This is a genomic window from Pseudomonas sp. ok272, assembly GCF_900109995.1.
Lineage (GTDB): Bacteria > Pseudomonadota > Gammaproteobacteria > Pseudomonadales > Pseudomonadaceae > Aquipseudomonas.
In genome coordinates this window covers 55,587-79,256 of sequence record NZ_FOCB01000006.1, presented here as the reverse complement: position 1 = coordinate 79,256, position 23,670 = coordinate 55,587, and the positions used below count along the sequence as shown (strand labels likewise).

General features: G+C 63.4%; 20 protein-coding genes and 1 riboswitch. Of the genes, 7 read left to right on the top strand and 13 right to left on the bottom strand.

Annotated features, from left to right (window positions below; translation table 11 throughout):
- Positions 1 to 109 precede the first annotated feature (109 nt).
- The 3 genes from cpdA to BMW74_RS11135 all read right to left on the bottom strand — a co-directional run bounded on the left by cpdA (position 110) and on the right by BMW74_RS11135 (position 2,085).
- Complete coding sequence (gene cpdA / locus BMW74_RS11145; RefSeq protein WP_093418763.1) at positions 110 to 925, bottom strand: 3',5'-cyclic-AMP phosphodiesterase; 816 nt, start codon at positions 923 to 925, stop codon at positions 110 to 112.
- 99 nt (positions 926 to 1,024) lie between these two features.
- On the bottom strand, positions 1,025 to 1,477 hold the full coding sequence (locus tag BMW74_RS11140) for a DUF1249 domain-containing protein (protein WP_093418759.1): 453 nt from the start codon (positions 1,475 to 1,477) through the stop codon (positions 1,025 to 1,027).
- Entirely contained in the window at positions 1,468 to 2,085 is a 618-nt protein-coding gene (locus BMW74_RS11135) for an NUDIX domain-containing protein (protein ID WP_093418755.1), read from the bottom strand. The genes BMW74_RS11140 and BMW74_RS11135 overlap by 10 nt, the downstream gene beginning before the upstream one ends.
- Before the next feature lie 213 nt (positions 2,086 to 2,298).
- Between BMW74_RS11135 and BMW74_RS11130 the strand changes: the two genes are divergently transcribed.
- The gene (locus BMW74_RS11130) at positions 2,299 to 3,039 is read left to right on the top strand and encodes an RsiV family protein (protein ID WP_093418750.1); all 741 of its coding nucleotides are present in this window, start codon (positions 2,299 to 2,301) and stop codon (positions 3,037 to 3,039) included.
- Here the strand turns inward: BMW74_RS11130 and cytX are convergent.
- Both cytX and thiC read right to left on the bottom strand, forming a co-directional pair.
- Complete coding sequence (gene cytX, locus BMW74_RS11125) at positions 3,008 to 4,300, bottom strand: putative hydroxymethylpyrimidine transporter CytX (RefSeq protein ID WP_093418745.1); 1,293 nt, start codon at positions 4,298 to 4,300, stop codon at positions 3,008 to 3,010. The two genes, BMW74_RS11130 and cytX, sit on opposite strands and share 32 nt — an antisense overlap.
- A gap of 151 nt (positions 4,301 to 4,451) precedes the next feature.
- Complete coding sequence (thiC, locus tag BMW74_RS11120; RefSeq protein ID WP_093418738.1) at positions 4,452 to 6,341, bottom strand: phosphomethylpyrimidine synthase ThiC; 1,890 nt, start codon at positions 6,339 to 6,341, stop codon at positions 4,452 to 4,454.
- A 153-nt stretch (positions 6,342 to 6,494) separates the two neighbouring features.
- Positions 6,495 to 6,600: riboswitch (TPP riboswitch) on the bottom strand.
- A gap of 197 nt (positions 6,601 to 6,797) precedes the next feature.
- Here thiC and BMW74_RS11115 point away from each other — a divergent pair.
- Positions 6,798 to 8,231, top strand: a complete 1,434-nt coding sequence (locus BMW74_RS11115; RefSeq protein WP_093418732.1) for a TolC family outer membrane protein — start codon at positions 6,798 to 6,800, stop codon at positions 8,229 to 8,231.
- Between the two features lie 127 nt (positions 8,232 to 8,358).
- On the opposite strand, the gene waaA is transcribed toward BMW74_RS11115, so the two are convergent.
- Entirely contained in the window at positions 8,359 to 9,639 is a 1,281-nt protein-coding gene (waaA, locus tag BMW74_RS11110; RefSeq protein WP_093418728.1) for a lipid IV(A) 3-deoxy-D-manno-octulosonic acid transferase, read from the bottom strand.
- 23 nt (positions 9,640 to 9,662) lie between these two features.
- Positions 9,663 to 10,553 (bottom strand): LysR family transcriptional regulator, encoded by an 891-nt coding sequence (locus BMW74_RS11105; RefSeq protein ID WP_093418723.1) that lies wholly within the window; start codon positions 10,551 to 10,553, stop codon positions 9,663 to 9,665.
- A 103-nt stretch (positions 10,554 to 10,656) separates the two neighbouring features.
- Here BMW74_RS11105 and BMW74_RS11100 point away from each other — a divergent pair, with 103 nt between their 5' ends.
- The 4 genes from BMW74_RS11100 to BMW74_RS11085 all read left to right on the top strand — a co-directional run bounded on the left by BMW74_RS11100 (position 10,657) and on the right by BMW74_RS11085 (position 14,625).
- Positions 10,657 to 10,989 (top strand): DMT family transporter, encoded by a 333-nt coding sequence (locus tag BMW74_RS11100; protein ID WP_093418719.1) that lies wholly within the window; start codon positions 10,657 to 10,659, stop codon positions 10,987 to 10,989.
- Between the two features lie 642 nt (positions 10,990 to 11,631).
- Positions 11,632 to 12,807 carry an NAD(P)/FAD-dependent oxidoreductase gene (locus BMW74_RS11095; protein ID WP_093418716.1) on the top strand — a complete coding sequence of 392 codons (1,176 nt, stop codon included), beginning with the start codon at positions 11,632 to 11,634 and terminating at the stop codon, positions 12,805 to 12,807.
- Entirely contained in the window at positions 12,804 to 13,616 is an 813-nt protein-coding gene (locus BMW74_RS11090) for an aldo/keto reductase (RefSeq protein WP_093418712.1), read from the top strand. The genes BMW74_RS11095 and BMW74_RS11090 overlap by 4 nt, the downstream gene beginning before the upstream one ends.
- A gap of 43 nt (positions 13,617 to 13,659) precedes the next feature.
- The gene (locus tag BMW74_RS11085) at positions 13,660 to 14,625 is read left to right on the top strand and encodes a metal ABC transporter ATPase (RefSeq protein ID WP_093418709.1); all 966 of its coding nucleotides are present in this window, start codon (positions 13,660 to 13,662) and stop codon (positions 14,623 to 14,625) included.
- A gap of 72 nt (positions 14,626 to 14,697) precedes the next feature.
- Here BMW74_RS11085 and hldE read toward each other — a convergent pair whose 3' ends face one another.
- From hldE to BMW74_RS11070, 3 genes are all read right to left on the bottom strand, one after another.
- Positions 14,698 to 16,131, bottom strand: coding sequence for a bifunctional D-glycero-beta-D-manno-heptose-7-phosphate kinase/D-glycero-beta-D-manno-heptose 1-phosphate adenylyltransferase HldE (gene hldE, locus BMW74_RS11080; protein WP_093418706.1), 1,434 nt, complete (start codon positions 16,129 to 16,131; stop codon positions 14,698 to 14,700).
- Between the two features lie 186 nt (positions 16,132 to 16,317).
- Positions 16,318 to 18,126 carry a lipid A export permease/ATP-binding protein MsbA gene (msbA, locus tag BMW74_RS11075; protein ID WP_093418703.1) on the bottom strand — a complete coding sequence of 603 codons (1,809 nt, stop codon included), beginning with the start codon at positions 18,124 to 18,126 and terminating at the stop codon, positions 16,318 to 16,320.
- Positions 18,127 to 18,141: 15 nt separating this feature from the next.
- Positions 18,142 to 19,314 carry an O-antigen ligase family protein gene (locus tag BMW74_RS11070; RefSeq protein ID WP_093418700.1) on the bottom strand — a complete coding sequence of 391 codons (1,173 nt, stop codon included), beginning with the start codon at positions 19,312 to 19,314 and terminating at the stop codon, positions 18,142 to 18,144.
- Positions 19,315 to 19,422: 108 nt separating this feature from the next.
- On the opposite strand from BMW74_RS11070, the gene BMW74_RS11065 reads away from it, so the two are divergent.
- Positions 19,423 to 20,028 carry a BUD32 family EKC/KEOPS complex subunit gene (locus tag BMW74_RS11065; RefSeq protein ID WP_093418697.1) on the top strand — a complete coding sequence of 202 codons (606 nt, stop codon included), beginning with the start codon at positions 19,423 to 19,425 and terminating at the stop codon, positions 20,026 to 20,028.
- Here BMW74_RS11065 and BMW74_RS11060 read toward each other — a convergent pair.
- The 3 genes from BMW74_RS11060 to BMW74_RS11050 form a co-directional block, all read right to left on the bottom strand.
- Positions 20,014 to 21,114, bottom strand: a complete 1,101-nt coding sequence (locus tag BMW74_RS11060) for a glycosyltransferase (RefSeq protein WP_093418694.1) — start codon at positions 21,112 to 21,114, stop codon at positions 20,014 to 20,016. The two genes, BMW74_RS11065 and BMW74_RS11060, sit on opposite strands and share 15 nt — an antisense overlap.
- A gap of 108 nt (positions 21,115 to 21,222) precedes the next feature.
- A complete protein-coding gene (locus BMW74_RS11055) occupies positions 21,223 to 22,179 on the bottom strand; it encodes a glycosyltransferase family protein (RefSeq protein ID WP_093418691.1) in 957 nt (318 codons plus the stop codon).
- 84 nt (positions 22,180 to 22,263) lie between these two features.
- Complete coding sequence (locus BMW74_RS11050) at positions 22,264 to 23,667, bottom strand: PIG-L deacetylase family protein (RefSeq protein ID WP_093418688.1); 1,404 nt, start codon at positions 23,665 to 23,667, stop codon at positions 22,264 to 22,266.
- Between the last annotated feature and the right edge of the window lie 3 nt (positions 23,668 to 23,670).

Here is a 23,670-nt window from a genome sequence, read left to right as displayed (position 1 = left end):
GCGACAACCGCAGGGTCGTCGCCTTCTCGAGAGCGGTGCAATGCTTGAGGCCGCCTTCGCGACGGTGCGGCGGTCCGACAAGCCCGCTCCCACAAGAGCCAGGTCGGGACTAATACCCGGCAGCCCCGTAATCCACCGTGAAATCAAACCCCGTCACCCGCTCCACCCCCGTCTCCAATCGCCCATCCGCCCACAACCGCAACCAGCGATACCCCGGCGCCAACCCATCCACCCGAAAATCCTCACTGCGCGGCTCAAACTGAATACACGTCGAAGGCGAAGCCAACAACCGCACCCCATTGCGCACCTGATCAACCTCCTGATGCACATGCCCCCACAACACCCCGCGCACCTGCGGAAAACGATCCAGCACCGCAAACAACGCCTCCGGATTGCGCAAGCCAATCGGCTCCATCCACACACAGTCGATCGACACCGGATGATGATGAAAGCACACCAAATGATGCCGCTGCGGCGCCTCACTCAAGGCCTGGGCCAGCAACTGCAACTGCTCGTCCTGAAGAAACCCCGGCACCGAGCCCGGCACCGCTGAGTCGAGCAAGGTGATCCGCCAGCTGCCAACATCCACCACTGGCTCCAGCAACTGACTCTGCACCGCCGCCTGGCGCATGACCTGGGGTTCATCGTGGTTACCCGGAATCCAGCGCGCCGGCGCATCGATCTGCCCACTCAGCTGGCGAAACTGCTGGTAAGACGCCAGCGTACCGTCCTGGGACAAATCCCCCGTGGCGATCAGTAAGTCGACCTGCGGCTGTTGCGCCAACACCAACTCGACCACCTTTTGCAGGCTGTCACGGGTGTTCATGCCCAACAGCGTGCCGTCGGCCTCGGCATACAAATGGCTGTCGGACAGCTGCACCAGCAGAACGGGATCGTTGGCGGTCAGTGTGGATACGCTCGGCAAGGCGTTCTCCCAAGGCTCAATCAGGACAATTGGATGAATGGCGCGATTATGCTGGGCAACCGTGAAAGAACAAAGCCTGGAACCGGATCCAGTTCACATCTAGCGCACAGCCTCGTACTCATGCCCGCATGCCAGGCAATGGCTCAGCCATTCACCCAGGAACACATTGAGCTGGGCCTTCTCGTCGGGCTGGTGCATCAAGGCGTTGGGGTAAGGATAGATGCTGCGAAAACGTCGTGCATGCTGGGCACTGACAACCTCGGCCATGCGCGCATCGTGATAGACCTGCACCTCCAGTTGCGGCACCGGCAGCCACGGCAGACTGTGCTCCTGGCCGACGCGCAAGGTGGTGGTGTAGGGGCAGGCCATCAGCACTTCCAGGGTCAGCACCCCGAGCATTTGCTCACCCTGGGTCACGGCAATGCGCCGCGCTGCGGGGTCATGGCGCATGTCCGGCAACAAGCGCAACAGGCGCGCATAGTTGGCTTCGCACGCACTTTGCAGCCCGACCAGGTCGACCCGATAACGGTCGCGTTGTTTGTTTACGACCATAGCCCCCTCACTTCAACGCGGTTCAAAGCCAGCCATTGCAAGGCAATGATGCTCGCCGCGTTGGAAATCCGCCCATCACGCACACCCTGCAGGGCTTCTTCGTAGTCCCAGACCGTGACGCGAATGTCTTCCGCTTCCTCCACCAGTCCGTGCAGCCCACCCGCCCCGCTGCTGTCACAGCGCCCCAGGTACAAGTACACATATTCGGTACTGGCGCCGGGCGATGGAAAGTAATTGAGCATCGGCCACAGCGCGGTGATCGCCAGTCCAGCTTCCTCCTGCGCTTCGCGATGAGCAACTTCTTCTGGCTGCTCGTCCTTGTCGATCAGACCGGCGACCAGCTCGATCAGCCACGGCGGATCGACCTTGCCCAGCGCGCCGACGCGAAACTGCTCGATCAGCACCACTTCATCGCGCACCGGGTCGTAAGGCAGCAGGCACACCGCATCGTGGCGCACGAACAATTCGCGGCTGATTTCACGGCTCATGCCACCGCCGAACAGCTCATGGCGCAGGTGCACGCGGTCCAGTTGGTAGAAGCCCTTGTGGCAGGTATCCCGGCGCACGACGTCGACGGCGGTCGGGGTCGCTTTGGCAAAGTCTGTCATCTCAATCCTCGTCTACCGCAGGTTCGTTACGAGGTTGGGACCTCGACTTCGCGCCATCCTAACTCGCCCGCAGCCTTTGATGCAGCCCCTTTGCCGACAGCGGGATAGACGGCAAGGCTGTTAAGCTCTCTAATTAGCTTAGTGCGAACTGACCGCCGCGCAGGCAGTCGAAGCCGGTAACTTTTGCCCCTCATCGCTCCATGAAGGACGCCCATGTCACTCCTGAAAATCGCCTCCGTGGCCTGTATCGCTCTCACCCTCGGGGCCTGCCAGAGCCTGTCCGGCGCCAAGCCTCCACTGCCATTGACCGCCGATGCCTCGGAACAGATTCAGCCCGGGTGTCACACCGCCGACTGCCCGCTGGTCAATATCGACACCGTACATTTTCCTTCCGAGCCGGTACTGGATCGCCTCGTCGAGCAACGCCTGTTGCAGATGGGCCGTACCGTTGCGGGTGCACCGCTGCCGCCGTCGCTCAAGGCCTTGCGCGAACAGTTCCTCAAGGACCCGGCGCAGCGCAACAGCCTGTACCTGCAAGCCAAGGTACGTGAACAACATGACGACCTGGTGCTCATCGAAGTGTCGAGCTACCTGGACACCGGCGGCTCCAGCGGTATACCGGGGCGCGGTTTCATCAACTATTCGCGGTCATTGCAAAAGGAACTGACCCTGGGCGACATGCTGTTGCCAGGGCAGGACGTGGCCTTCTGGAAGACCGTGCAGGTCGCCCATAACAGTTGGCTGATCAATTCGAAGCTGGACCGCGACCCGGACTTTATCAAAACCTGGCCCTTCCAGAAGACCCCGAACGTCGCCTTGACGCGCGCCGGGGTGGTGCTCAAATACAACCTGGAGACCATCGGGCCGAAATCGCAGGGGCTGGTCGAGATCACCATCCCCTACGCTCGCCTCAAGGGCCAGATCAAGCCCGAGTGGGTGCCCGAGCAACGCTGAATACGCGACCCAGCAGCAGTTGCAGCAACCCTGCCACCACCAGTGCCGGCAGGGTGGCACCCAGCTCCGGATAGAGGTTGGCCAACAGGTGATAGGTGCTGACCCCACCCAACCACGCCAACAGGGCCGGCCAACGCAACGCCGCCGATGCCACCTGGGCGCTGCGCTGGCGCAGGATGAAGTGATCCACCAGCACCACGCCGAACAGCGGGGCGAACACCGAGCCAATCAGCAGCAGGAAGTTCTGGTACTGGGCCAACGGCGCCAGCAGGGCGATCAGGGTGCAGAGCACGCCAATGGCCAGGGCCAGGTGTTCGACTTTCAGGCGCGTCAGCATCGAGGTGGACACCGCCGCCGAGTGAATGTCGGCAAAGGCGTTTTCCGACTCGTCGAGCAGGATCAGCAGCAGGGGAATCCCCAGGCCCGCGCCGGCCAGCGCCAGCAGCAAGGCGTTGACTTCACCGCTCGGGGCGAACGCCAGGGTGTAGGCCACGCCCAGGCTCATCAACCAGAAGTTACCGATGAAGAAGCCCAGCGCCGTACCGCCGAACACGTTCTTGGCCCGCTTGCCGAAGCGCGAGTAGTCGGCGATCAGCGGCAGCCACGACAGCGGCATGGCGATGGCGATGTCAAAGCCCACGGCGAACGGCATCGAACCATCGCCGGCCTGGGCCCACAACGCGCCCAGGTCAGCCTTGGCGAACAGGTTCCAGGTCAGCCAGATGCACGCCGCCAGCAGCAGCCAGATGCCCCACTTGCGCAGGATCTGACGCACGAAGGTCAACGGTCCGCTGACCGCCAGCAAGGTTGCCAGGGCCCCGAAAAATAGCGTCCACAGCATTGGGTTGGCGCCCAGGCTGCCTTCGCTGAAGGCCCGGGCCCCCAACACGCTGGCCGCATCGCGCATCACGATGATTTCGAACGAGCCCCAGCCGATCAGTTGCAGCAGGTTCAACAGCGCGGGCACGCTCGCGCCGTGTTTACCCAGGCTGAGCTTGAGCGCGGCCATGGCCGACAGGCCGGTGTCGCTGCCGATCACGCCCACGCAGGCCAGCAGCAGGACGCCCACCAGGGTGCCGAGGAAGATCGCCAGCAACGACCCCGACAGGCCCAGGCCCGGCGCAAGCAACGCGCCGGTCTGCAACACCATCAGGCCGATGCCCAGGGAGAACCACAAAGAAAACAAGTCACGACCGCCGAACACACGCTTGTCGGCGGGCACGGCGATGTCGGGGGAATAGGTGCTGGGTTGAATGCTCAAGGGGGTTATCTCAGAGGGGCATGTGTTGTTTTTTTGATCGCTATCGCGAGCAGGCTCGCTCCCACAAGGGATCTGTGGCGCTCACCAATCCCCTGTGGGAGCGAGCCTGCTCGCGAAGACGGCAGTGCAAGCACCGCCGTCCCGGGTCAGATCAAACCTTCTTGTACAACTGGCTACCTTCCTGCCTGAAGCGCTCGGCCTGTTCGGCCAGGCCTTGGGCGACGTCCACGTCGACCGCTTCGATGCGCTGGTTGGCCGCGTACTCACGGACTTCCTGGGTGATCTTCATCGAGCAGAACTTCGGCCCGCACATGGAGCAGAAGTGCGCGACCTTGGCCGAGTCCTTGGGCAGGGTTTCGTCGTGATAGGCGCGCGCGGTGTCCGGGTCCAGGCCGAGGTTGAACTGGTCTTCCCAGCGGAACTCGAACCGCGCCTTGCTCAAGGCGTTGTCGCGGATCTGCGCGCCCGGGTGGCCCTTGGCGAGGTCGGCGGCGTGGGCGGCGATCTTGTAGGTGATGATCCCGGTCTTCACGTCATCCTTGTTCGGCAAGCCCAGGTGTTCCTTGGGCGTCACGTAGCAGAGCATGGCGCAGCCGAACCAGCCGATCATGGCCGCTCCGATGCCCGAGGTGATGTGGTCGTAGCCCGGCGCGATGTCGGTGGTCAGCGGGCCGAGGGTGTAGAACGGCGCCTCGTCGCAGCATTCGAGCTGCTTGTCCATGTTCTCTTTGATCAATTGCATCGGCACGTGGCCCGGGCCTTCGATCATGCATTGCACGTCGTGCTTCCAGGCGATCTTGGTCAACTCGCCGAGGGTCTCCAACTCACCGAACTGCGCCGCGTCGTTGGCGTCGGCAATCGAGCCAGGACGCAGGCCATCGCCCAGCGAGAAGCTGACGTCGTAGGCCTTCATGATTTCGCAGATGTCTTCGAAGTGGGTGTAGAGGAAGTTTTCCTTGTGGTGCGCCAGGCACCACTTGGCCATGATCGAGCCGCCACGGGAAACGATCCCGGTCACGCGCTTGGCGGTCAGCGGCACGTAGCGCAACAACACGCCGGCATGGATGGTGAAGTAGTCCACGCCCTGCTCGGCCTGTTCGATCAGGGTGTCGCGGAACAGCTCCCAGGTCAGGTCTTCGGCCGCGCCGCCGACCTTTTCCAGGGCCTGGTAGATCGGCACGGTGCCAATCGGCACGGGCGAGTTGCGGATGATCCACTCGCGGGTTTCATGGATGTGCTTGCCGGTGGACAGGTCCATGACCGTGTCCGAGCCCCAGCGAATGCCCCACGTCAGCTTCGCCACTTCTTCTTCGATGGACGAACCCAGGGCGCTGTTGCCGATGTTGCCGTTGATCTTCACCAGGAAGTTACGGCCGATGATCATCGGCTCCAGTTCGGTGTGGTTGATGTTGGCCGGGATGATGGCGCGGCCCCGGGCGATCTCGTCACGCACGAATTCGGGGGTGATGATCTTCGGCACGCTGGCGCCAAAGCTGTGGCCGGCGTGTTGCTGGTCCAACAGGCCGGCGGCGCGGGCCACTTCCAGCTTCATGTTCTCGCGGATGGCCACGTATTCCATCTCGGCGGTGATGATGCCTTGGCGCGCGTAGTGCATCTGGCTGACGTTGGCCCCGGCCTTGGCCCGGCGCGGGTTGTTGACGTGGGCAAAGCGCAGCTTGGTCAGCTCGGCGTCGGCCAGGCGTTCCTGGCCGAAGTTGGAACTCAGGCCCGCCAGGCGCTCGGTGTCGCCACGGGCGTCGATCCACGACGAACGCACATCGCCCAGGCCTTTGCGCACGTCGATGATGACGTTGGGGTCGGTGTAGGGGCCGGAGGTGTCGTAGACCACCACGGGTGCATTGATTTCGCCGCCGAAGTCGGTCGGGGTCACGTCCAGGCTGATTTCGCGCATCGGCACGCGGATGTCCGGGCGCGAACCCTGGACATAAATCTTTTGCGAGCGGGTAAAGGGCTGCACCGATTGTTGATCGACCTTGGCCGATTCACTCAGGTGGGGCGCATTTTTTAGTGTTGTGGTCATCACGGGCTCTCCAGACAGCATCCAGGCAGTGGATTGTCGGAGCAGAACCTGAGAGGCACGGACGCACCAGGACTGGTGCTGTGCATCGTCACTCGGGCGTTCGATGGTCGAACGACAAAAAAATCCCGGACGAAGCACAAGAGGACTCGCCGGGTGACGAGAAATCTTGTTCCCTACGCAGGCGCTAACCTGATCAGGTTCAACGGGATCCGAAATTATTCGATCTCAGCCTCATAGCAAGGCACCCCGACAAGAACGGCGCCAGTCTAGACATAACCGACCTGGAACGCCAACCCCGGTGCAATCAGCGTGATGAATGGCGCAAACGTCGGTTTGTTGCCCCGGACTCGCCCTACTACACTCGCATGCCAGCACTGTGCCTTGACGCTGTAGGGCTTGCGCCGTAAGTTTGGGCGCTTGAATTATCGTCGTACTTTCATTTCTAGGGATTGGCTCATGCTGCGAAAACTCACCTTGGCGCTCGCTGTGTCATGTGCCGTCAATGGAATGGCCTGGGCCGAAAACGTGACCCTGTCGACCAAGACCGACCTGGTCAGCGTCTATCAGGAAGCGGTCGACAACAACGCCGACCTGGCCGCCGCCCGCGCCCAATATGGCGCGCAAAAGGAAGTCGTGCCCCAGGCGCGCGCCGGCCTGCTGCCCAACCTGTCGGGCAGTGCCGAAATGGCCAACGTGCGCACCGACATCGATACACCGTCGGCCATCGCCAACCGCAGCGCGCATTTCTATCAGGCGACCCTGGCCCAGCCACTGTTTCGCGCCGACCGCTGGTTCCAGTACCAGGCCGCCAAGGACATCAACGAACAAGCGGCGCTGCAACTCTCGGCCACCGAGCAGAACCTGATCCTGCAGACCGCCCAGACCTACTTCAACGTGCTGCGCAGCCAGGACAACCTGGCCTCGACCAAGGCCGAGGAAGCGGCGTTCAAGCGCCAGTTGGACCAGTCCAACGAGCGCTTCGATGTCGGTCTGTCGGACAAGACCGACGTGCTGCAATCGCAAGCCAGCTACGACACGGCGCGGGCCAACCGGATCCTCGCCCAGCAGCAGGTGGATAACGCCTTCGAAGCGCTGATCACCCTGACCAACCGCCAGTACAACTCGATCCAGGGCATCGTGCACACCCTGCCGATCCTGCCGCCGTCGCCGAACGACGCCAAGGCCTGGGTCGACACCGCGTCCCAGCAGAACCTCAACCTGCTGGCCAGCAACTACGCGGTCAGCGCCGCCGAAGAGACCCTCAAGCAACGCAAGGCCGGGCACGCCCCGACCCTCGATGCGGTGGCCCAGTACAAGGTCGGCGACAACGATGCGATGGGGTTCGCGAACCCCAACTTACTGCCCCAGGCCTACAGCGGCAGCGTCTCGCAGAGCACCATTGGCCTGCAGTTGAACATCCCGATCTACAGCGGCGGGCTGACCAGCTCGCAAGTGCGCCAGTCCTATTCCCAGCTCGACCAGAACGAGCAGCAGCGTGAGTCGCTGCGCCGCCAGGTGGTGCAGAACACCCGCGACCTGCACCGCGCGGTGAACAGTGACGTCGAGCAGGTGCAAGCGCGCCGCCAGTCGATCATCTCCAACCAGAGCGCCGTGGAAGCCACGGAAATCGGCTATCAGGTCGGGACGCGCAACATCGTCGACGTGCTCGACGCCCAGCGCCAGCTGTACACCTCGGTGCGCAACTACAACAACAGCCGCTACGACTACATCCTCGACAACCTGAGCCTGAAGCAAGTCGCCGGCACCCTGAGCCCGGGCGACCTGCAAGACCTCAAGCGCTACCTCAAGGCCGACTACAACCCGGACAAGGACTTCCTGCCACCGGACCTGGCCAAGGCCGCAGCGGAGCAACTCAAGGCGCGGCCTTGAGGTAACAGCCAAAAACCTGTGGGAGCGGGCTTGCTCGCGAAGCGGCCGTATCAGTCGACATCGATGTTGGCTGATCCAGCGCTTTCGCCGGCAAGCCGGCCTCGCGCCCACAAGTGTTAGCGGTGGTTCAGGACTTATCGATCAGTCTTCCCAACCCATCCAGCAAACGCTGCAACGCGCCCTGGTTGGTGCGCATCACCTTCAATCCCGCCTCGGCCATGCGCTGGGCATCGCGTGGCAACTCGAACAGGCGCTGCACCTCAACGGCCAGCCCCGACGCATCATCGACCTCGACCAACGCCCCGGCACTGCGCAATTGCGCGGCGATCTCCAGGAAGTTGAACAGGTGCGGCCCGCAGATCACCGGCTTGGCCAGCGCTGCCGGCTCCAACAGGTTGTGGCCGCCATTGGGCACCAGGCTGCCGCCGACGAACGCGCTGTCGGCCAAGGCGTAGAGAAACAGCAACTCGCCCATGGTGTCGCCCAGCAGCACCGCGGTATCGGCGTTGACCGGCGCGCCGCTGGAACGCCGGACAGTGCTGAAGCCCTGCTGCTGGCACAACTCGAACACCGCATTGAAACGCTCGGGATGACGCGGCACCAGGATCAGCAATGCGTCCGGGTGGCTGGCGAGCAACTGCCGATGGGCCGCCAGCACCACCTCGTCCTCGCCATCATGGGTACTCGCGGCGATCCACACCGGACGCACCACCGCCTGCCAGTGCTCGCGCAACTCAGCGGCGCGCTGCAGCAGGTGCGGGTCGACCGTCAGGTCGAACTTGATCGAGCCGGTCACTTCCACCGTTTCCGGCCGCGCGCCCAATTGCCGGAAGCGCTCGGCTTCGGCCTCGGTCTGCACCGCGAACCAACTCATCTCGGCCAGCATCGGCCGGGTCAGCTTAGGGAAGCGGCCATAGCCCTTGGCTGAACGCTCGGAGAGCCGGGCATTGGCCAGCGCCACCGGGATACCGCGCTTGGCGCACTGGTGAATATGGTTGGGCCACAGCTCGGTCTCCATGATCACCGCCAGCGTCGGCTGGACCCGCTCAAGAAACCGCGCCGCCGCGCAGGGCAAATCGTAGGGCAGGTAACAGTGCTGGATGCGCGGTTCATCGGCGAACAAGGCGTGAATCCGCTCCGAACCGGTGGGGGTCATGCAGGTCACGGTGATCGGCAGTTGCGGATACCGCACCAGCAAGGCGCGGATCATCGGTGCGGCAGCGATGCTCTCGCCCACCGACACCGCGTGCACCCAGATGCCGCCGGTTTTCATCACCGGCAAACCGAGGGAGAAACGCTCGCCAATGCGCTTGGCGTAGGCCGGTGCCTTGCGCGAACGCAGCCACAGGCGGATCGCTACCAGTGGCAGCCCCAGGTAAAACAGCGCGGTGTACAGAGTTCTATTCATGGCGGCGGAGTTTATCGGCTTTTTCAGCCGGTGGCCTGCAACTGCTCGGCAAAACGTTCGGCCAACCACCGCGCGGCCGGCCCCAGGGTCTCGTCGCGGCGCCAGACCAACTCCACCACCAGCGCCGGCGGGGTCCATTCACTGACCAATTCGACCATCTGCCCCTGGTACGCCGGGTACTGCACCACATGCCGCGGCAGCCAGCCCCACCCCAGACCGCGCATCACCCATTCGGCCAACACGTAGAAACTGTCGGCGCGCCAGACTTGCGGGCTGGCCTGCTCGCTGCCGGGGTAGACGCTGGAGTGCGTGGCCATCAGCAACTGCCGATGCTGGGCCAGTTGCTGGCAATCCACCGCCCCGCCCGCCGCCAGCGGATGACCGACACCGCAGACGGTAACCATCTCGACACTGCCCAGTACCCGCCGCTCCAGGGCTTCGGGAATGTGCTCGTGATAGAACAGCAGTCCCAGGTCGGCCTGGCGCTCCACCAGCTTGCGGGCCACATCGCCCTGGGCCGCGCTCGCCAATTGCACCTCCAGGCTGGGGAATTGCTCGGCCAGTGCCTGCAGGCTATCGAGCACCGGCTGGTAGGGCATCGCCTCATCCTGGGCCAGACGCAGGCGCGCCTCCTGCCCCTGCATCAACGCCCGCGCCCGCCCATTGAGGCGCTCGCACTGACGCAGCACCTCCCGCGCCTGCTCCAGCAAGGCACTGCCGGCTTCGGTCAGGCGCGGTTGGCGGCCGCTACTGCGCTCGAACAGACTCACCCCCAGATCCGCCTCCAACAGCGCAATCGCGTTACTGACGGCTGATTGCGCCTTGCGCTGATCACGCGCCACCGCCGAAAACGAACGCTGCTCGGCAACGCTGACGAACAACTGCATCTGCTCCAGGTTCCACTGAATAGTCATCGCCCAACCCATCTTAAAATCGGATAGGTAATGACTTTACCCCATCTAGGGAACCGCTAAAATGCCGACCCAAGAAAGAGACCGTTCACACGAGGATTGACCCATGAACGCTTACTACTACCTGGCTATCGCCATCTGCGCCGAAGTGATTGCCACCGTATCGATGAAAGCGGTCAAAGGCCTGAGCACGCCGATTCCCCTGGCGCTGATCATCATCGGCTACGGCATCGCCTTCTGGATGCTGACGCTGGTGGTGCGCACCATCCCGGTGGGTGTGACCTACGCCATCTGGGCCGGCCTGGGCATCGTCATGGTCAGCATCGCCGCGCTGTTCATCTACGGCCAGAAACTCGACCTGCCAGCCATACTCGGCATGGGCTTGATCGTGCTCGGGGTGGTGGTGATTCAGCTGTTCTCCAAAACAGCCGGGCACTGAGCACCAGGCCCACAGCACCTCAGTGGGCGCGAGAGCGGCTTGCCGGCGAGAGCAATCTGCCAGCAGGCATTGAGTGTGAATGTGCCGACGTCTTCGCGAGCAAGCCCGCTCCCACCAAAAGCAAAGTCACCCCCAAACTCCCAGCCACCCCACTCCGCCTTCACCACTCAACAGGCCGAGCGTTAGCTCGCCTGCCGCTCTTGATCTTGATCTGGCTTTTGATCCACCCGCCCCATCGGCAGGCTGAGCGGAGGTATCCCTCTGGGGACTGGCGCACAGCGCCGTTCGACGCAGTCGAACACATTGCATGGAGGTGCAGCGAAGCCAACCGGAGGGCAATGCCCCCAGAGGGAGACCGTAGCGAAGGAACCCCGAGCCTAAGCGAGGGGCCGGACGCTCGGGGCAAAGCCTTTTGGTTACTTTTTGGCGTTTGAAAAAGTGACCCGCCGTAAGGGCGGAACCACCAGCCGCCACACCCGCAGCAACGGATATGCACACCACCCGCCATCGCCGGCAAGCCGGTCTCGCTCCCACAACCCCCACCCCCACGATCCTCGTTGCAACCACACTTGATCGCCAGCAAAACCTGCGATCCTCCAGTCTGTATACTGCGTCCCTAGTCTTGAACGCAGAGGTCGCCCCATGTCATCCGTTATCTCCACCGACATCTTGATCGTCGGCGCCGGTGTCGCCGGCCTCTGGCTCAACGCACGCCTGCGGCGCCTGGGGTTTGCCACCGTCCTGGTAGAACAAGCGACCCTCGGCGGCGGGCAAAGCGTAAAGTCCCAGGGCATCATCCACGGCGGCGCCAAATACGCACTGCACGGCGCCCTGACCGGCGCCTCGGAAGCCATTGCCGACATGCCGCGCCGCTGGCGCGAAGCCATCGCTGGCGACGGTGAACTGGACCTGTCCGGCGTCCGCCTGCTGTCCGAAGCCCACTACCTCTGGTCCCCCGGCACCCTGGCCGGCAACCTCACCAGCTTCTTCGCCAGCAAGGCCGTGCGCGGCCGAGTCGACCAGGTCAAGGGCGAGCAATTGCCGCCGGCCCTGCAAGACAAACGCTTCAAGGGCAAGGTCTATCGCCTGGCCGAGTTGGTCATCGACGTGCCCAGCCTGATCGAACGCCTGGCCACCCTCGCCGGCGACGGCCTGCTGGCCGGGCAAACCATCGAGCCGCTGCTGGAGAACGACGAGCTGGTAGGCCTGCGGGTCGACGGGCGTGAGATCCGCGCCCAGCGCATCGTCCTCAGCGCCGGCGCCGGCAATGCCGAGTTGCTCGCCACCCTGGGCCTGAGCCAGCCGGCCATGCAAACCCGACCGCTGCACATGGTGCTGGTCAAGGGCCCCAGCCTCAAGCCGCTGTACGCCCATTGCCTGGGCGGCGGACCAAAGCCGCGCATCACCGTGACCACCCACCCCGCGGCCGATGGCCAATGGGTCTGGTACCTGGGCGGTGACATCGCCGAGGCAGAAGGCGTGGCCCGCACCCCCGAAGCACAAATCGCCACGGCCCAGAAAGAACTGGGCAACCTGCTGCCGTGGGTCGACCTCAGCCAGGCGCAGTGGGCGACGTTGCGGGTTGATCGCGCCGAACCCCTGCAGTCGGGCCTGAGCCGCCCGGACAACGCCTTCCTCGCCGAACAGGATCGCCTGCTGGTCGGCTGGCCGACCAAACTGGCGCTGGCCCCCGACTTTGCCGACCGGGTGCTGGCCGCCCTGGAACGTGATGGCATCCAGCCGAGCCATCCCGCGCCCCTGCCGGACCTGCCCAAACCACCGCTGGGCGTGCCGGCCTGGGAGCAACTGCTGCCATGAGCCACGCCACGCTGCACGACCTGCATCGCCCCCTGGGCAGCACTGGCCTGCGGGTCTCGCCCCTGGGCCTGGGCACGGTGAAGCTGGGCCGCGACCAAGGGGTGAAGTACCCCAACGGTTTCCAGATCCCCGATGACGATGAAGCGCGCAGGCTGCTCACGCTGACCCGCGAGCTGGGCATCAACCTGATCGACACGGCTCCCGCCTATGGCCGCAGCGAAGAACGCCTTGGCCCGCTGCTGCGCGGTCAACGCCAGGACTGGGTGATTGTCAGCAAGGTCGGCGAAGAGTTCGACAACGGCCAGTCGCGCCACGACTTCAGCGCCGCGCACACACGGTTCTCCATCGAGCGCAGCCTGCAACGCCTGGAAACCGACTTCATCGACCTGGTGCTGGTGCACTCGGACGGCAACGACCTGGCAATCCTCAACGACTGCGAGGTCTACCAGACCCTCGCCGCACTCAAGGACGAAGGCAAGATCCGCGGCTTCGGCTTTTCCGGCAAGACCGTCGACGGCGGTTTGAAAGCCCTGGAGCAAGGCGACTGCGCCATGGTCACCTACAACCTCAACGAACAAGCCGAGCGGCCGGTCATCGACTACGCTGCTGCCCACGGCAAAGCCATCCTGGTGAAAAAAGCCCTGGCCAGCGGCCACGTGTGCCTGAGTCCCGGGGTGGACCCGGTACGCGCCAGCTTCGAGTTGTTGTTTGCCCAACCGGGCGTCGCCAGTGCTATTGTCGGCACCATCAATGCGCTGCACCTCGCCCACAATGTGGCGACCGTTGCTCAAGTCCTAGCCAGTCGATGAACAGCCGGCCCGGCGGCTGATCCCGACGCCAGAAGGAGCTGACATGCCGCGAACGCTGATCAGAAAGAACCCCAGCAACTTCAAAACCCTGCCGCTGTACGTCGAAGCAACGCCCGAAGGCCTGAGCTATCAGAGCGTCGGCATGCCGCTGAATTTTTCCCAGACCCTGCAGCGCCGGCGGCCAGTCACCGTGACCAACCCGGAGCACTTTGCCCTGGAACTGGCCAACCTTGGCGTCTCGGTCCGCCTGACCCTGCATTGGCAAGGCCGTGACTACTGGGTGCTGGTGCGCCAGCGCCGCCAGGACCGGGGCGATGTGGTGCTGAAGTTGATTTCCGGCTACGTACCGGCCCACGAACTGAACCTGCCGCTGCACACCGCCATCCAGGAGATCGCCGAGGAATGCCTGCTGGAGACCCCGGAAGGCTGGCTCGGCGGACGCTTCAACGACACCTGGCTGCCGGCGCCCTATGCCAGTGCCCTGCATTACCGCGAGGCCATGCCGTTTCGCCTGACGCCCGAGTCCGGCGCCGCCCGCCCGGTACGCTGCGCCAACCTGCCATTGATCGAGCGCCCACGCGCCTATGTGCACCTGCCCACGGCCTCCTTGCAGTTGATCTATGACTTGCGCCTGGACGTGCCCAAGCAGGCCTTGTCCCTAAGCCTGTTTCACGTCGATGAACGCCTGGAGGGGGATCAACTGGTCGCACGCCTGGACCGCAAGCGCCCGGACTTGTACCTGATGCCGCTGGAAAATGGCCAGCCACTGCCACAGCTGTTCACCCTCAAGAAGGATCAGTTGTACCCCGCGAGCACGCGCGGCCTGTACCTGGCCGAGAGTTTTGCCCGGCAGGAAGGCTGGCTGGTGCGCGATGAGCGGATTCGCTGGAAGGATTGGCTGGTCCAGCAAGGCCTGAGCCCGGCGCAAACGCCCTCGGGCTTGAGCCGCTTGACCGGCAAGGCCAGGCAGTTGCTGAAGAAAATGGTGCCGGGTAAGGCTGGGGGATAAGTCGGCCCTGAACCCCACACAACACCACTGTGGGAGCGAGCAGGCTCACTCCCACAGATGAGTGTTGTGGGGTTACTGGGCTTTGTCGGTCTTGCGGATCTTCTCGACGATGGCCGTGGTCGAGCTGTTTTCCACCAGCCCCAGCACCTTCACGGTGCCGCCGTAGGCGCTGACGATGTCGGCGCCGACCACTTGGTCGATCCCGTAGTCCCCGCCCTTGACCAGTACGTCCGGCTTGATCTGTGACAACAGGTTTTCCGGGGTGCCCTCCGGGAAGCTGATCACCCAGTCGACAGCGCCCAGGCCTGCCAATACCGCCATGCGCCGGTCGACGCTGTTGATCGGACGCCCCGGGCCTTTCAAGCGGCTGACCGAGGCATCGTCGTTGACCGCGACGATCAAGCGATCGCCCTGGGCCCGCGCCTGCTCAAGGTAGGTCACGTGGCCGGCATGGAGGATGTCGAAGCAACCGTTGGTGAACACGATCGACTCGTTATGCGCACGGGCATCGTCGACGGCCAGCAGCAGTTGCTCAAGGCCCAGTACACCGCGCTCGGAGCCTTCCTCACGCTGGATCGCGCGACGCAGTTCCGGGGCGCTGATGGACGCCGTCCCCAGCTTGCCCACCACGATGCTCGCCGCCAGGTTGGCCAGGGCCACGGCGTGGGGCAGCTCTTCGCCAGCGGCAATCGCTGCCGCCAGGGTCGAAATCACCGTGTCACCGGCACCGGTCACGTCGAACACTTCGCGGGCCCGCGCTGGCAGGTGCAACGCCGGATGATCCGGGCGCAGCAAGGTCATGCCGTGTTCGCCACGGGTTACCAGCAGCGCGCCGAGATCCAGCTCGTGCATCAGTTTGGCGCCCTTGCTCACCAGGTCGTGCTCATCGATGCAGCCACCGACGATGGTTTCGAACTCGTTGAGGTTCGGGGTGATCAGGCTGGCGCCGCGATAGATCGAGAAGTCCTTGCCCTTGGGGTCGGCCAGCACCGGAATGCCACGGCTGCGGGCGGCCTGGATCAGCGCCTGATGGTTCTTCAGCGCGCCCTTGCCGTAGTCGGACAACACCAACACCTTGACGCCGTCCAACAGGCCATCGACCTCGGCGCCCAGCGCCAGGGCGTCAGTGGCGAACGGTTCTTCGAAGTCGATCCGCAGCAGTTGCTGGTGCCGGCTCATGACCCGCAGCTTGACGATGGTCGGTTGATGCTTGATGCGCTGGAACCACGCCCGCACACCGGCACCTTGCAGGCTGTTGCACAGGCTGTCGGCGGCTTCGTCGTCGCCGGTCACGCCCACCAGGGTCGCGGGTGCGCCCAGGGCAGCAATGTTCAACGCCACGTTGGCGGCACCGCCCGGGCGGTCTTCGATTTGATCGACCTTGACCACCGGCACCGGGGCCTCAGGAGAAATCCGTGAGGTACCACCATGCCAATAACGGTCGAGCATGACATCGCCGACCACCAAGACAGTGGCTTGATCGAATCGCGGCATGGACAACTTCATGGTGCAACCCACATACAAAATGAACAGGGGCGCGATATTAGCACAGGGTTGGCGCAGCCTCGTTCTACCGCTTCATCGGGGCTGTATCACGTCGTTAAATTGGTTGTTTTTTAAACAAAAACCCCCGAATGCATTGCACATCCGTGGCGCCTGGCCGGGTGAGCGAAGCCCACCCGGCACAGGTGATCAGGTGATGCCGACCCGCGCTGGTTCATCCAGGCCCATGGCGTGCAGGCGCGAGTAGTAGCCGCCCTGCGCCAACAACTCGGCATGGGTGCCGCGCTCGACAATCTCACCGTGGTCCATCACCAGGATCATGTCGGCCTTCTCGATGGTCGACAGGCGGTGGGCGATGACCAGCGTGGTGCGGCCCTTCATGACTTTGTCCAGGGCGGCCTGGATATGGCGCTCGGACTCGGTGTCCAGGGCCGAGGTCGCCTCATCGAGGATCAGCAGCGGCGCGTTCTTCAACAGGGCCCGGGCAATCGCCAGGCGCTGGCGCTGGCCACCGGAGAGCAGCACGCCATTCTCGCCGACTTCGGTGTCCAGGCCTTGCGGCAGCTCGGCAATGAAGTCCATCGCGTAGGCATCTTCGGCCGCTTTCTCGATGTCCGCACGCGGTGCGCCCGCCAGGTCGCCGTAGGCAATGTTGTTGGCCACGGTGTCATTGAACAGGGTGACGTGCTGCGTGACCTGGGCGACGTGCTTGCGCAAGTTGCGCAGGCGGTACTCTTCGATTTCCACGTCATCGAGCAGGATCTTGCCGCTTTCGTGGTGGTAGAAACGAGGGATCAGGCTGGCCAGTGTCGACTTGCCGCTGCCGGAGCGCCCAACGAGGGCAATCATCTGCCCAGGCGTTGCGCTGAAGCTGATGTCCTTGAGCACTTCGCGGTCGGTGCCGGGGTAGGTGAAGCTCAGGTTCTGCACGTCCAGGCGACCGCTGACGCGCTCGCGCTCCACGGTGCCGTTGTCGACTTCCGGCTCGACGTCCAGTTGCTCGAAGATGCTTTCGGCACCCGCGACGCCCTTCTGGATGGTCGAGCTGACTTCCGACAGCTGGCGGATCGGCTTGGGCAGCAGGCCCGCCGCCGTGATGTAGGCCACCAGGTCACCGGCCGTCGCATCGCCACGCAGGTACAGCACCAGGAACATCAACGCCGCCATCGCGGTGTAGATCACCAGTTGCAGCGCCGGGGTGTAGATGGCGCTGGTGCGGGTCATGCGCAGTTGCTTATCGGTGTTGCTCTGGCTGGCCTTGGCGAAACGCTTTTCCTCGTAGGCTTCGCCGCCGAAGCTGCGCACCACGCGATAGCCCTGGATGGTCTCGGAGGCGACGTGGGTCACGTCCCCCATCGCCACCTGGATACGCTTGCTCTGCTTGCGGAATTTCTTGCTGGTGTTGCCGACCATGAAGGAGATCACCGGCAGGATCGCCAGCATCACCAGGGTCAACTTCCAGTTCATCCAGATCAGGTAGGCGAACAGGAACACCACGGTCAGGCCTTCGCGAATCACCACCTTGATTGCATCGGTGGCGGCACCCGTGACCATGGTCACGTTGAAGGTGATACGGGAAATCAGGTGACCCGAATTGTGGGTATCGAAGTAGCGGTTGGGCAGCACCAGCAGCTTGTTGAACAACTCGACGCGCAGGTCGTGTACCAGGCCCAGGGAAACCTTGGCCAGGTAGTAGTTACTCAGGAACGAACCCAACCCCTGCCATGCCGCGATCAGGATGATCAGCAACGGCACGGCGACCAGCAGTTGCAGGTCCTGCAAGTAGGGAACATTGGGGAACAGCACTGCCTCGGGATCGCTCAAGCCGTCGACGAAGTACTTGAGAATGCCGGCGAGCATCGGCTGAGTGGAGGCAAAGATGATGAAGCCCACGATACTCAACAGGAAAATGCCCACGTAGGGTTTCACATACCCCAGCAGTCGAAAGTAGATCTTCAGGCTTGAATCCTGTTCCGCTTTGGGCGGTGCTGCACTCATCGTCGAGCTCACTTCTTAGGTAGAACGCGGAATTTTATCACAGGCTGTGTATTTGGCCTGTGTCCATACCAAAACGCTGGCCAAGCCTACCGGTAGCCAACTGATAAACCACTCGGCTCGCGGGCTGCCACTGATACTGGCGGCATCGAACTGCATGGCCAGTAGCGAGAACATCCAGATCCCCATCACACCTTGCCCATACAGGGTCTCCCGGGCACGCCAGGCGCCCATCAGCACCGCCAGCCAGGCCAGGCACCAGAGCAACATCCCCGGCACCCCGAGTTCGATGGCGATGTGGGTGAACAGGTTGTGCGAATGGTCGAAATGAGTGTTGTCGGCCACCACCGTGTAGGCAGACCCCAGGCCCAGGCCTTGAATCGGATGCTCGGCAATCATCTGCAGGCTCGCCATCAGGATCTGTGGCCGGAACGAAGTGCCCCGGGCCATGACCAACGGTTCAAACAACCAGAACGCCACCATCGCCAGCATCAGCGCGGACGCCGCGATCAGGCGGCTGTGACGGTGGCGGCACCAGATCGGCATGGCGACAGCCGTCAACAGCAGTGCCAGCGCCGCGCCCCGACTTTGCGACAGCACGACAAAGCCGGCGAGCAGCGCCAGCGCCACGACCCACACCGCCTGTAACAAACGGTGGCGCGGTATCCAGTGCGCCAACCAGACCGCCGCCACCCCGAGGACGTAACCACCGAGAATCGGGTGGTCCAGTTCGCCCACGCCTCGGAGCCGGGCCGTCCACAGATTGCCGTCGACCCCATAGAATTTGATGATTGCCACCAGCGCGGCCAGCGCCAAACCCAGGCCACCCCACTGCATCAAGCGGATGACGCGCTCGGGACGGGCATTGGCCAGGATCGGAAAGAACAGCAAGAACACGATGATGTACAGCGCGCGCTTGGCGCCTCGGCCGGCGTCGTCATCATGGGTCCAGAGCAACGAGATCATCGCCCAGGTCCCCAGGCCCAGCACCGCCAGGCACAGCAGGCGCTGCCCGTTCCACAGCTCAAGCATCCGGGCCCGGGCCGGCCAGACCAGGAGCAATGTCGGCAACCAGAGAAACGCAACCAACCCTTGCTGATACACCTTGTTCGAGGGAGCAAATGCGATGGCCAGCAAAAACCACAATAGACCTGTCGCCATCCAGACCCTTGCCCAACGTGTTTCCTGCATCTACTTGCTCCTGCGAGTAATCCATCGACCAAATATGGCATGGTGAAAGCATTCACTTTTCGGCATCATTGCCGGTCAATACGCCCCATTTCTAACAAGGCTTCCTACATGCAATGCTCCCGGCTGCCCCAAGCCGCATTAAATCAAATGGTTGAAGGCGCAAGGGTACTAGAAGCCGACAGCTTCGGCCCGAAAGTCTTCCTTCTATCGGACGGGAACATCCTTAAACTGTTTCGCCGCAAGCGCCTGTTTTCCTCGGCCTTGCTACGTCCTTACTCGAAACGCTTTATCGACAACGCCGTGCAACTCGAAAAGCTGGGCATCCCGACCCTGCACACCCTGCAGCTCTATCAACTGCAAACGCCGGGCATGACCGCCGTGCTCTACCGTCCGCTGCCGGGTGAAACCCTGCGCCAGATCGCCAAGCAGGACGGTTTCGACTGGAACCAGGCCTTGCCGGCACTGAGCACCTTCATCCGCCAACTGCACAGCGCCGGCGTCTACTTCCGCTCGCTGCACCTGGGCAACATCGTCATCACCCCCGACAACCAGTACGGGCTGATCGATGTGGCGGACATGCGCTTCGTGCGCGGCCCCCTGCCCTCGTACCTGGTCAAACGCAACCTGCAACACTTCGCGCGCTATATTGATCGCGAGCACCTGAACGAGAGCTTTCCGATACAGGCATTGGCACAATCCCTACTGCCGGCATGACAACAGCTCCCGGGCAGCCTGGCTGAATGAACGCCACGCGCTGTCCGGCGACAGCGCCGCGTATTGCGCCAGCGCGACCGGCTCGGGAGCGGCGTGCAGTGCCTGCACCAGCGCCGCGTGCCAGGCGTGGGCATCGGCCATCGCCACATAGCGCCCCGCCTCGCCCAACTGCTCGCGGAACACCGCCAACTCGCTGCACAACACCGGCACACCGGCCAGCACCGCTTCCTGCAGCGCCAGGCCCAGGCCTTCCTCAATCGAGGGAATCGCCACCCAATCGAACGCCCGGTACAAATTGGCCGCATCGTCCAGATACCCTGGCAGCAGCACCTTGCCGTGCAAACCGAGCCGCTGGATCTGCGCCTGCAGCGCCGGGCGTGCCTGACCCTCACCGAGAATCACCAGTTGCAGGCGCGGGTGCTCGGTCAACGCCTTGGCAAACGCATCGATCAAGCAGGCAAAGCCCTTGCCATTGACCAGGCGCCCCACGGCGCCGACCACTGGCGTGTCATCGAGTGGCAGTTGCAGGCGTGTGCGGGCCTGCTCGCGCGTCAGCAGGCGGCTGCGCGAGGCCACCGGGTCCAGCGCACAACCCAGCGTGAGCACCGGCACCTGCAGGTCGGCGACCAGCCTGTCGGCCAAGGTCTGGGAGACCGCCGCCACCATCAGTTGCGCGGCACTGAACTGCGCAAACAACGCGCGATCCGGCGCCCTGAACCGGGTTTCCCCGTGAAACAGCACGACGGCCCGCACCTGCGGCAGTTTCTTGAGTTCCGGCAACAATGCGCGAGCGGCGCCCAGGCCATCGAGCAGCACGACCTGCGCCCCGCTGTCATTGAGGGCCTGATAAAACCGCGCCTGCATTCGCGAGCGCAACAAGCCCCACACATGCTTGCCCTTGAGCTTGCTGGAGGTCAGATGCCACATCCGGGTCTCACCGATCGCCGCACCGCCATCGGCATTCCCCTGCAACAACCAGGTCTTGATCGGCGTTGCGCCGTCCACCTGCTCCAGCACCTGGCGATGAACCTTGTGGACCGAGGCAAAGGCCGGGCCCGAGGACCACATGACATTGAGGATAGTCATTGAGCACCCAGCCTTTTGTCGTCACGGCGGATAGCGCTGATAAACCCTGGTCGGGTCGGGTACTGGTCGGTGATCATTTCAAGTGCTTTCAATCTTGGGTCACGTCCCTCAAATGCCCAGTTTCAGGCGTAGCCGTTCGATCAGGCTCAAGGGTGCACGCGGGCGAAGCGCCGGTTGCAACTCTTGGACAATCCGTTCGCCGACCCGGGCAAAACTGAACTGGCTGACCGCCAGGTCCCGGCCGTTACGGGCAATGCTCAAGGCAAGCTCCGGCTCTGCGCGCAACCTTGCCAGCTTTTCCTGCAAGTGGGCAATGTCGCGATAAAACACTATGTTGTGCATATCCTTGAGCCCCAGCGCCTGACTCTCTGCCTCGCCCTGATCGAAAGCCAGCAGCACACAGCCACAGGCCATCGCCTCGAAGTTCTTGATCATGAACTCGCCCATGCCAACGTCGGCACTGACGAAAAAGCGAATGCGGTTGAGCGTGTCGCAGTACTCGTCCCCCGACTTGGTGCGGGTGACCACCAACGGCTCGACACTCGCCAACTCATCCAGCAACGCCTTGCGACCACTGTAGGCCACGCTGTTGGTGCTGCCGACGAACGCCAGTTCGATATCGCGCTCGCGCCCTTGATCCTGCAGCAAACTCTGATCATAGCCCTTGGGCACGAATACCGCGTCGAAGCCTTCCTCGCGCAAGCGCTGGCTGACCACAAAACCCGAACTGATGACCCGCGCCCACGGCAAACGGCGATAGTGCGCGCTGAACTTGCCGGTGTACTTGCAGGGGATGTAGTTCTGGTAGGCGTCGTGTTCGAGGATCACCAGGTTGGGGATCGTGCGGATGAAGCTCACCTGGCGGATTTCCTGCTTGAAGCGCAGGAAGAACACGATGCGGTCGTAGCGCGACACATCGACTTCACGTCGAAAGTAGCGCCGCAGGTTGCGCTGCTCATCACTGCTGAGCCAGCGCAGGTCGCAGTCGCAATGCGCGGCCACACCGTCATACAAGCGGTCCAGAATGGCCCGCTGTTCTTTCTGCACCAGAAATAGAACCTTCATCGTTGTCCTTTACGCACCGGGCACTTGAAAAAAACGCAGAGCTTAACGTGCTGATTCAATTTGAATACAGCTATCCATATCCAGTTACAAACGCCAGAACAGTTCGTGCCGGCGTACCGCCTTGCGGAAGAACTCGTTCTCGCCATACGGCGAACGCCGACGCCCCGCCAACAGGCGCTGCAAGCACCGGCGCACGCGACGCTTGAGCGGCGCCCGCGGCTGCAGGTCGTGCATCATCCCCAGGGCCATGGCCTTGTCCCGTTGCTGCTCCAGCGACAGGGTCAGACAATACGGCTGCATCGCCTGCGCCGAGTCAAACATCGGCGGCAGGGCGATCCCGGCCCCCGAGTCACCCATGGGCCAGCGATCATTGTCATGCAGGTGGTTCGCATAGCCGAGCAGTGTCGTCGGCTGCCACGCCAGGCCGTTCAGGGCCTCCAGCACCGCTTGCTGCGCGCAGATATGGTCAGGGTGCGGATCGAGGGCGGGGCTTGGCAACACGATCACCTCGGGGCGCGCCTTGAGCAGTAGCGCGCGCAGGTCCGCCAGGAGGTTGTTCCAAGTCGGCTGGCCATCGTGATCCGCCGGCAACAGGAACGGATTGAGCTGGCGGAACGGGCGGATATCGAGCATCTCGGCTTCGCGCGACGCGACAGGTTGGTTCGGCGCAGCCTGCATGGCCGGCAACTGCAGGCAGAAGTAACCCAGTTGCACGCAGTGTTCCGGGGGCACGCCGGCCCAGCGCGGCACGGCGATGCTGTCCCATGCCCGCAGGCGGCCCTTGAGCCGCGACGCCTGGACCTTGTCCAGGCCCATCTGTTGATAGTGTTCGGCTTCGATTTCCCCGGCGGTCAGGGTCACGATCCAGGCCTCGGATGCCTGACTGTACAGGCCAAACGCGGCCAGTTCGGCATCGTCGGCGTGGGGCGCAATCACCATCACGCGCTGGCGGCGGTAGTCCGGTTGCTCGATCGACCACAGCACCGGCTCACCGAGCAATCGACAGAACCGCGCGCGCAAGCGCAGTTGGCCCTGGGACAACGCCTGGGCCTGGCCACTGAGATTGAGATAGCGCAGGCCGTTCACACCGCGCTCGAAGGTTTGTCGGTCGGGATTGTCGCCACCGGCCAGCTCCACCACGGGGTCGATGAAGCGCCCCAGCCACGTACTTTTGACCCGCAGCGCCAGGATCAGCGTGGTGTCGTCGCCCAGGATCACGCTGTCGTCCAGCAACAGCCGGCCTGCGTCCAGGCGCACCTTGGGTTGTGGGGTGAACGGCGGGAAACTGTACTGGTAGTCGTCCCCGGGGGAATAAAACAGGTGATCGGCCAACCACGCCTCATGGCCGACCCAGGCCAGGACCGCCAGCAGCAGCGGCAGCCACCAGGCCACCAGCACACCGACGCCAATCAACCCGAACAAGGTGACCAGCAGGCCAATGCGTTTGTTACGCCGGTGACGCTTGAGCAGTTGCTGTTTGCGGCTCATGGG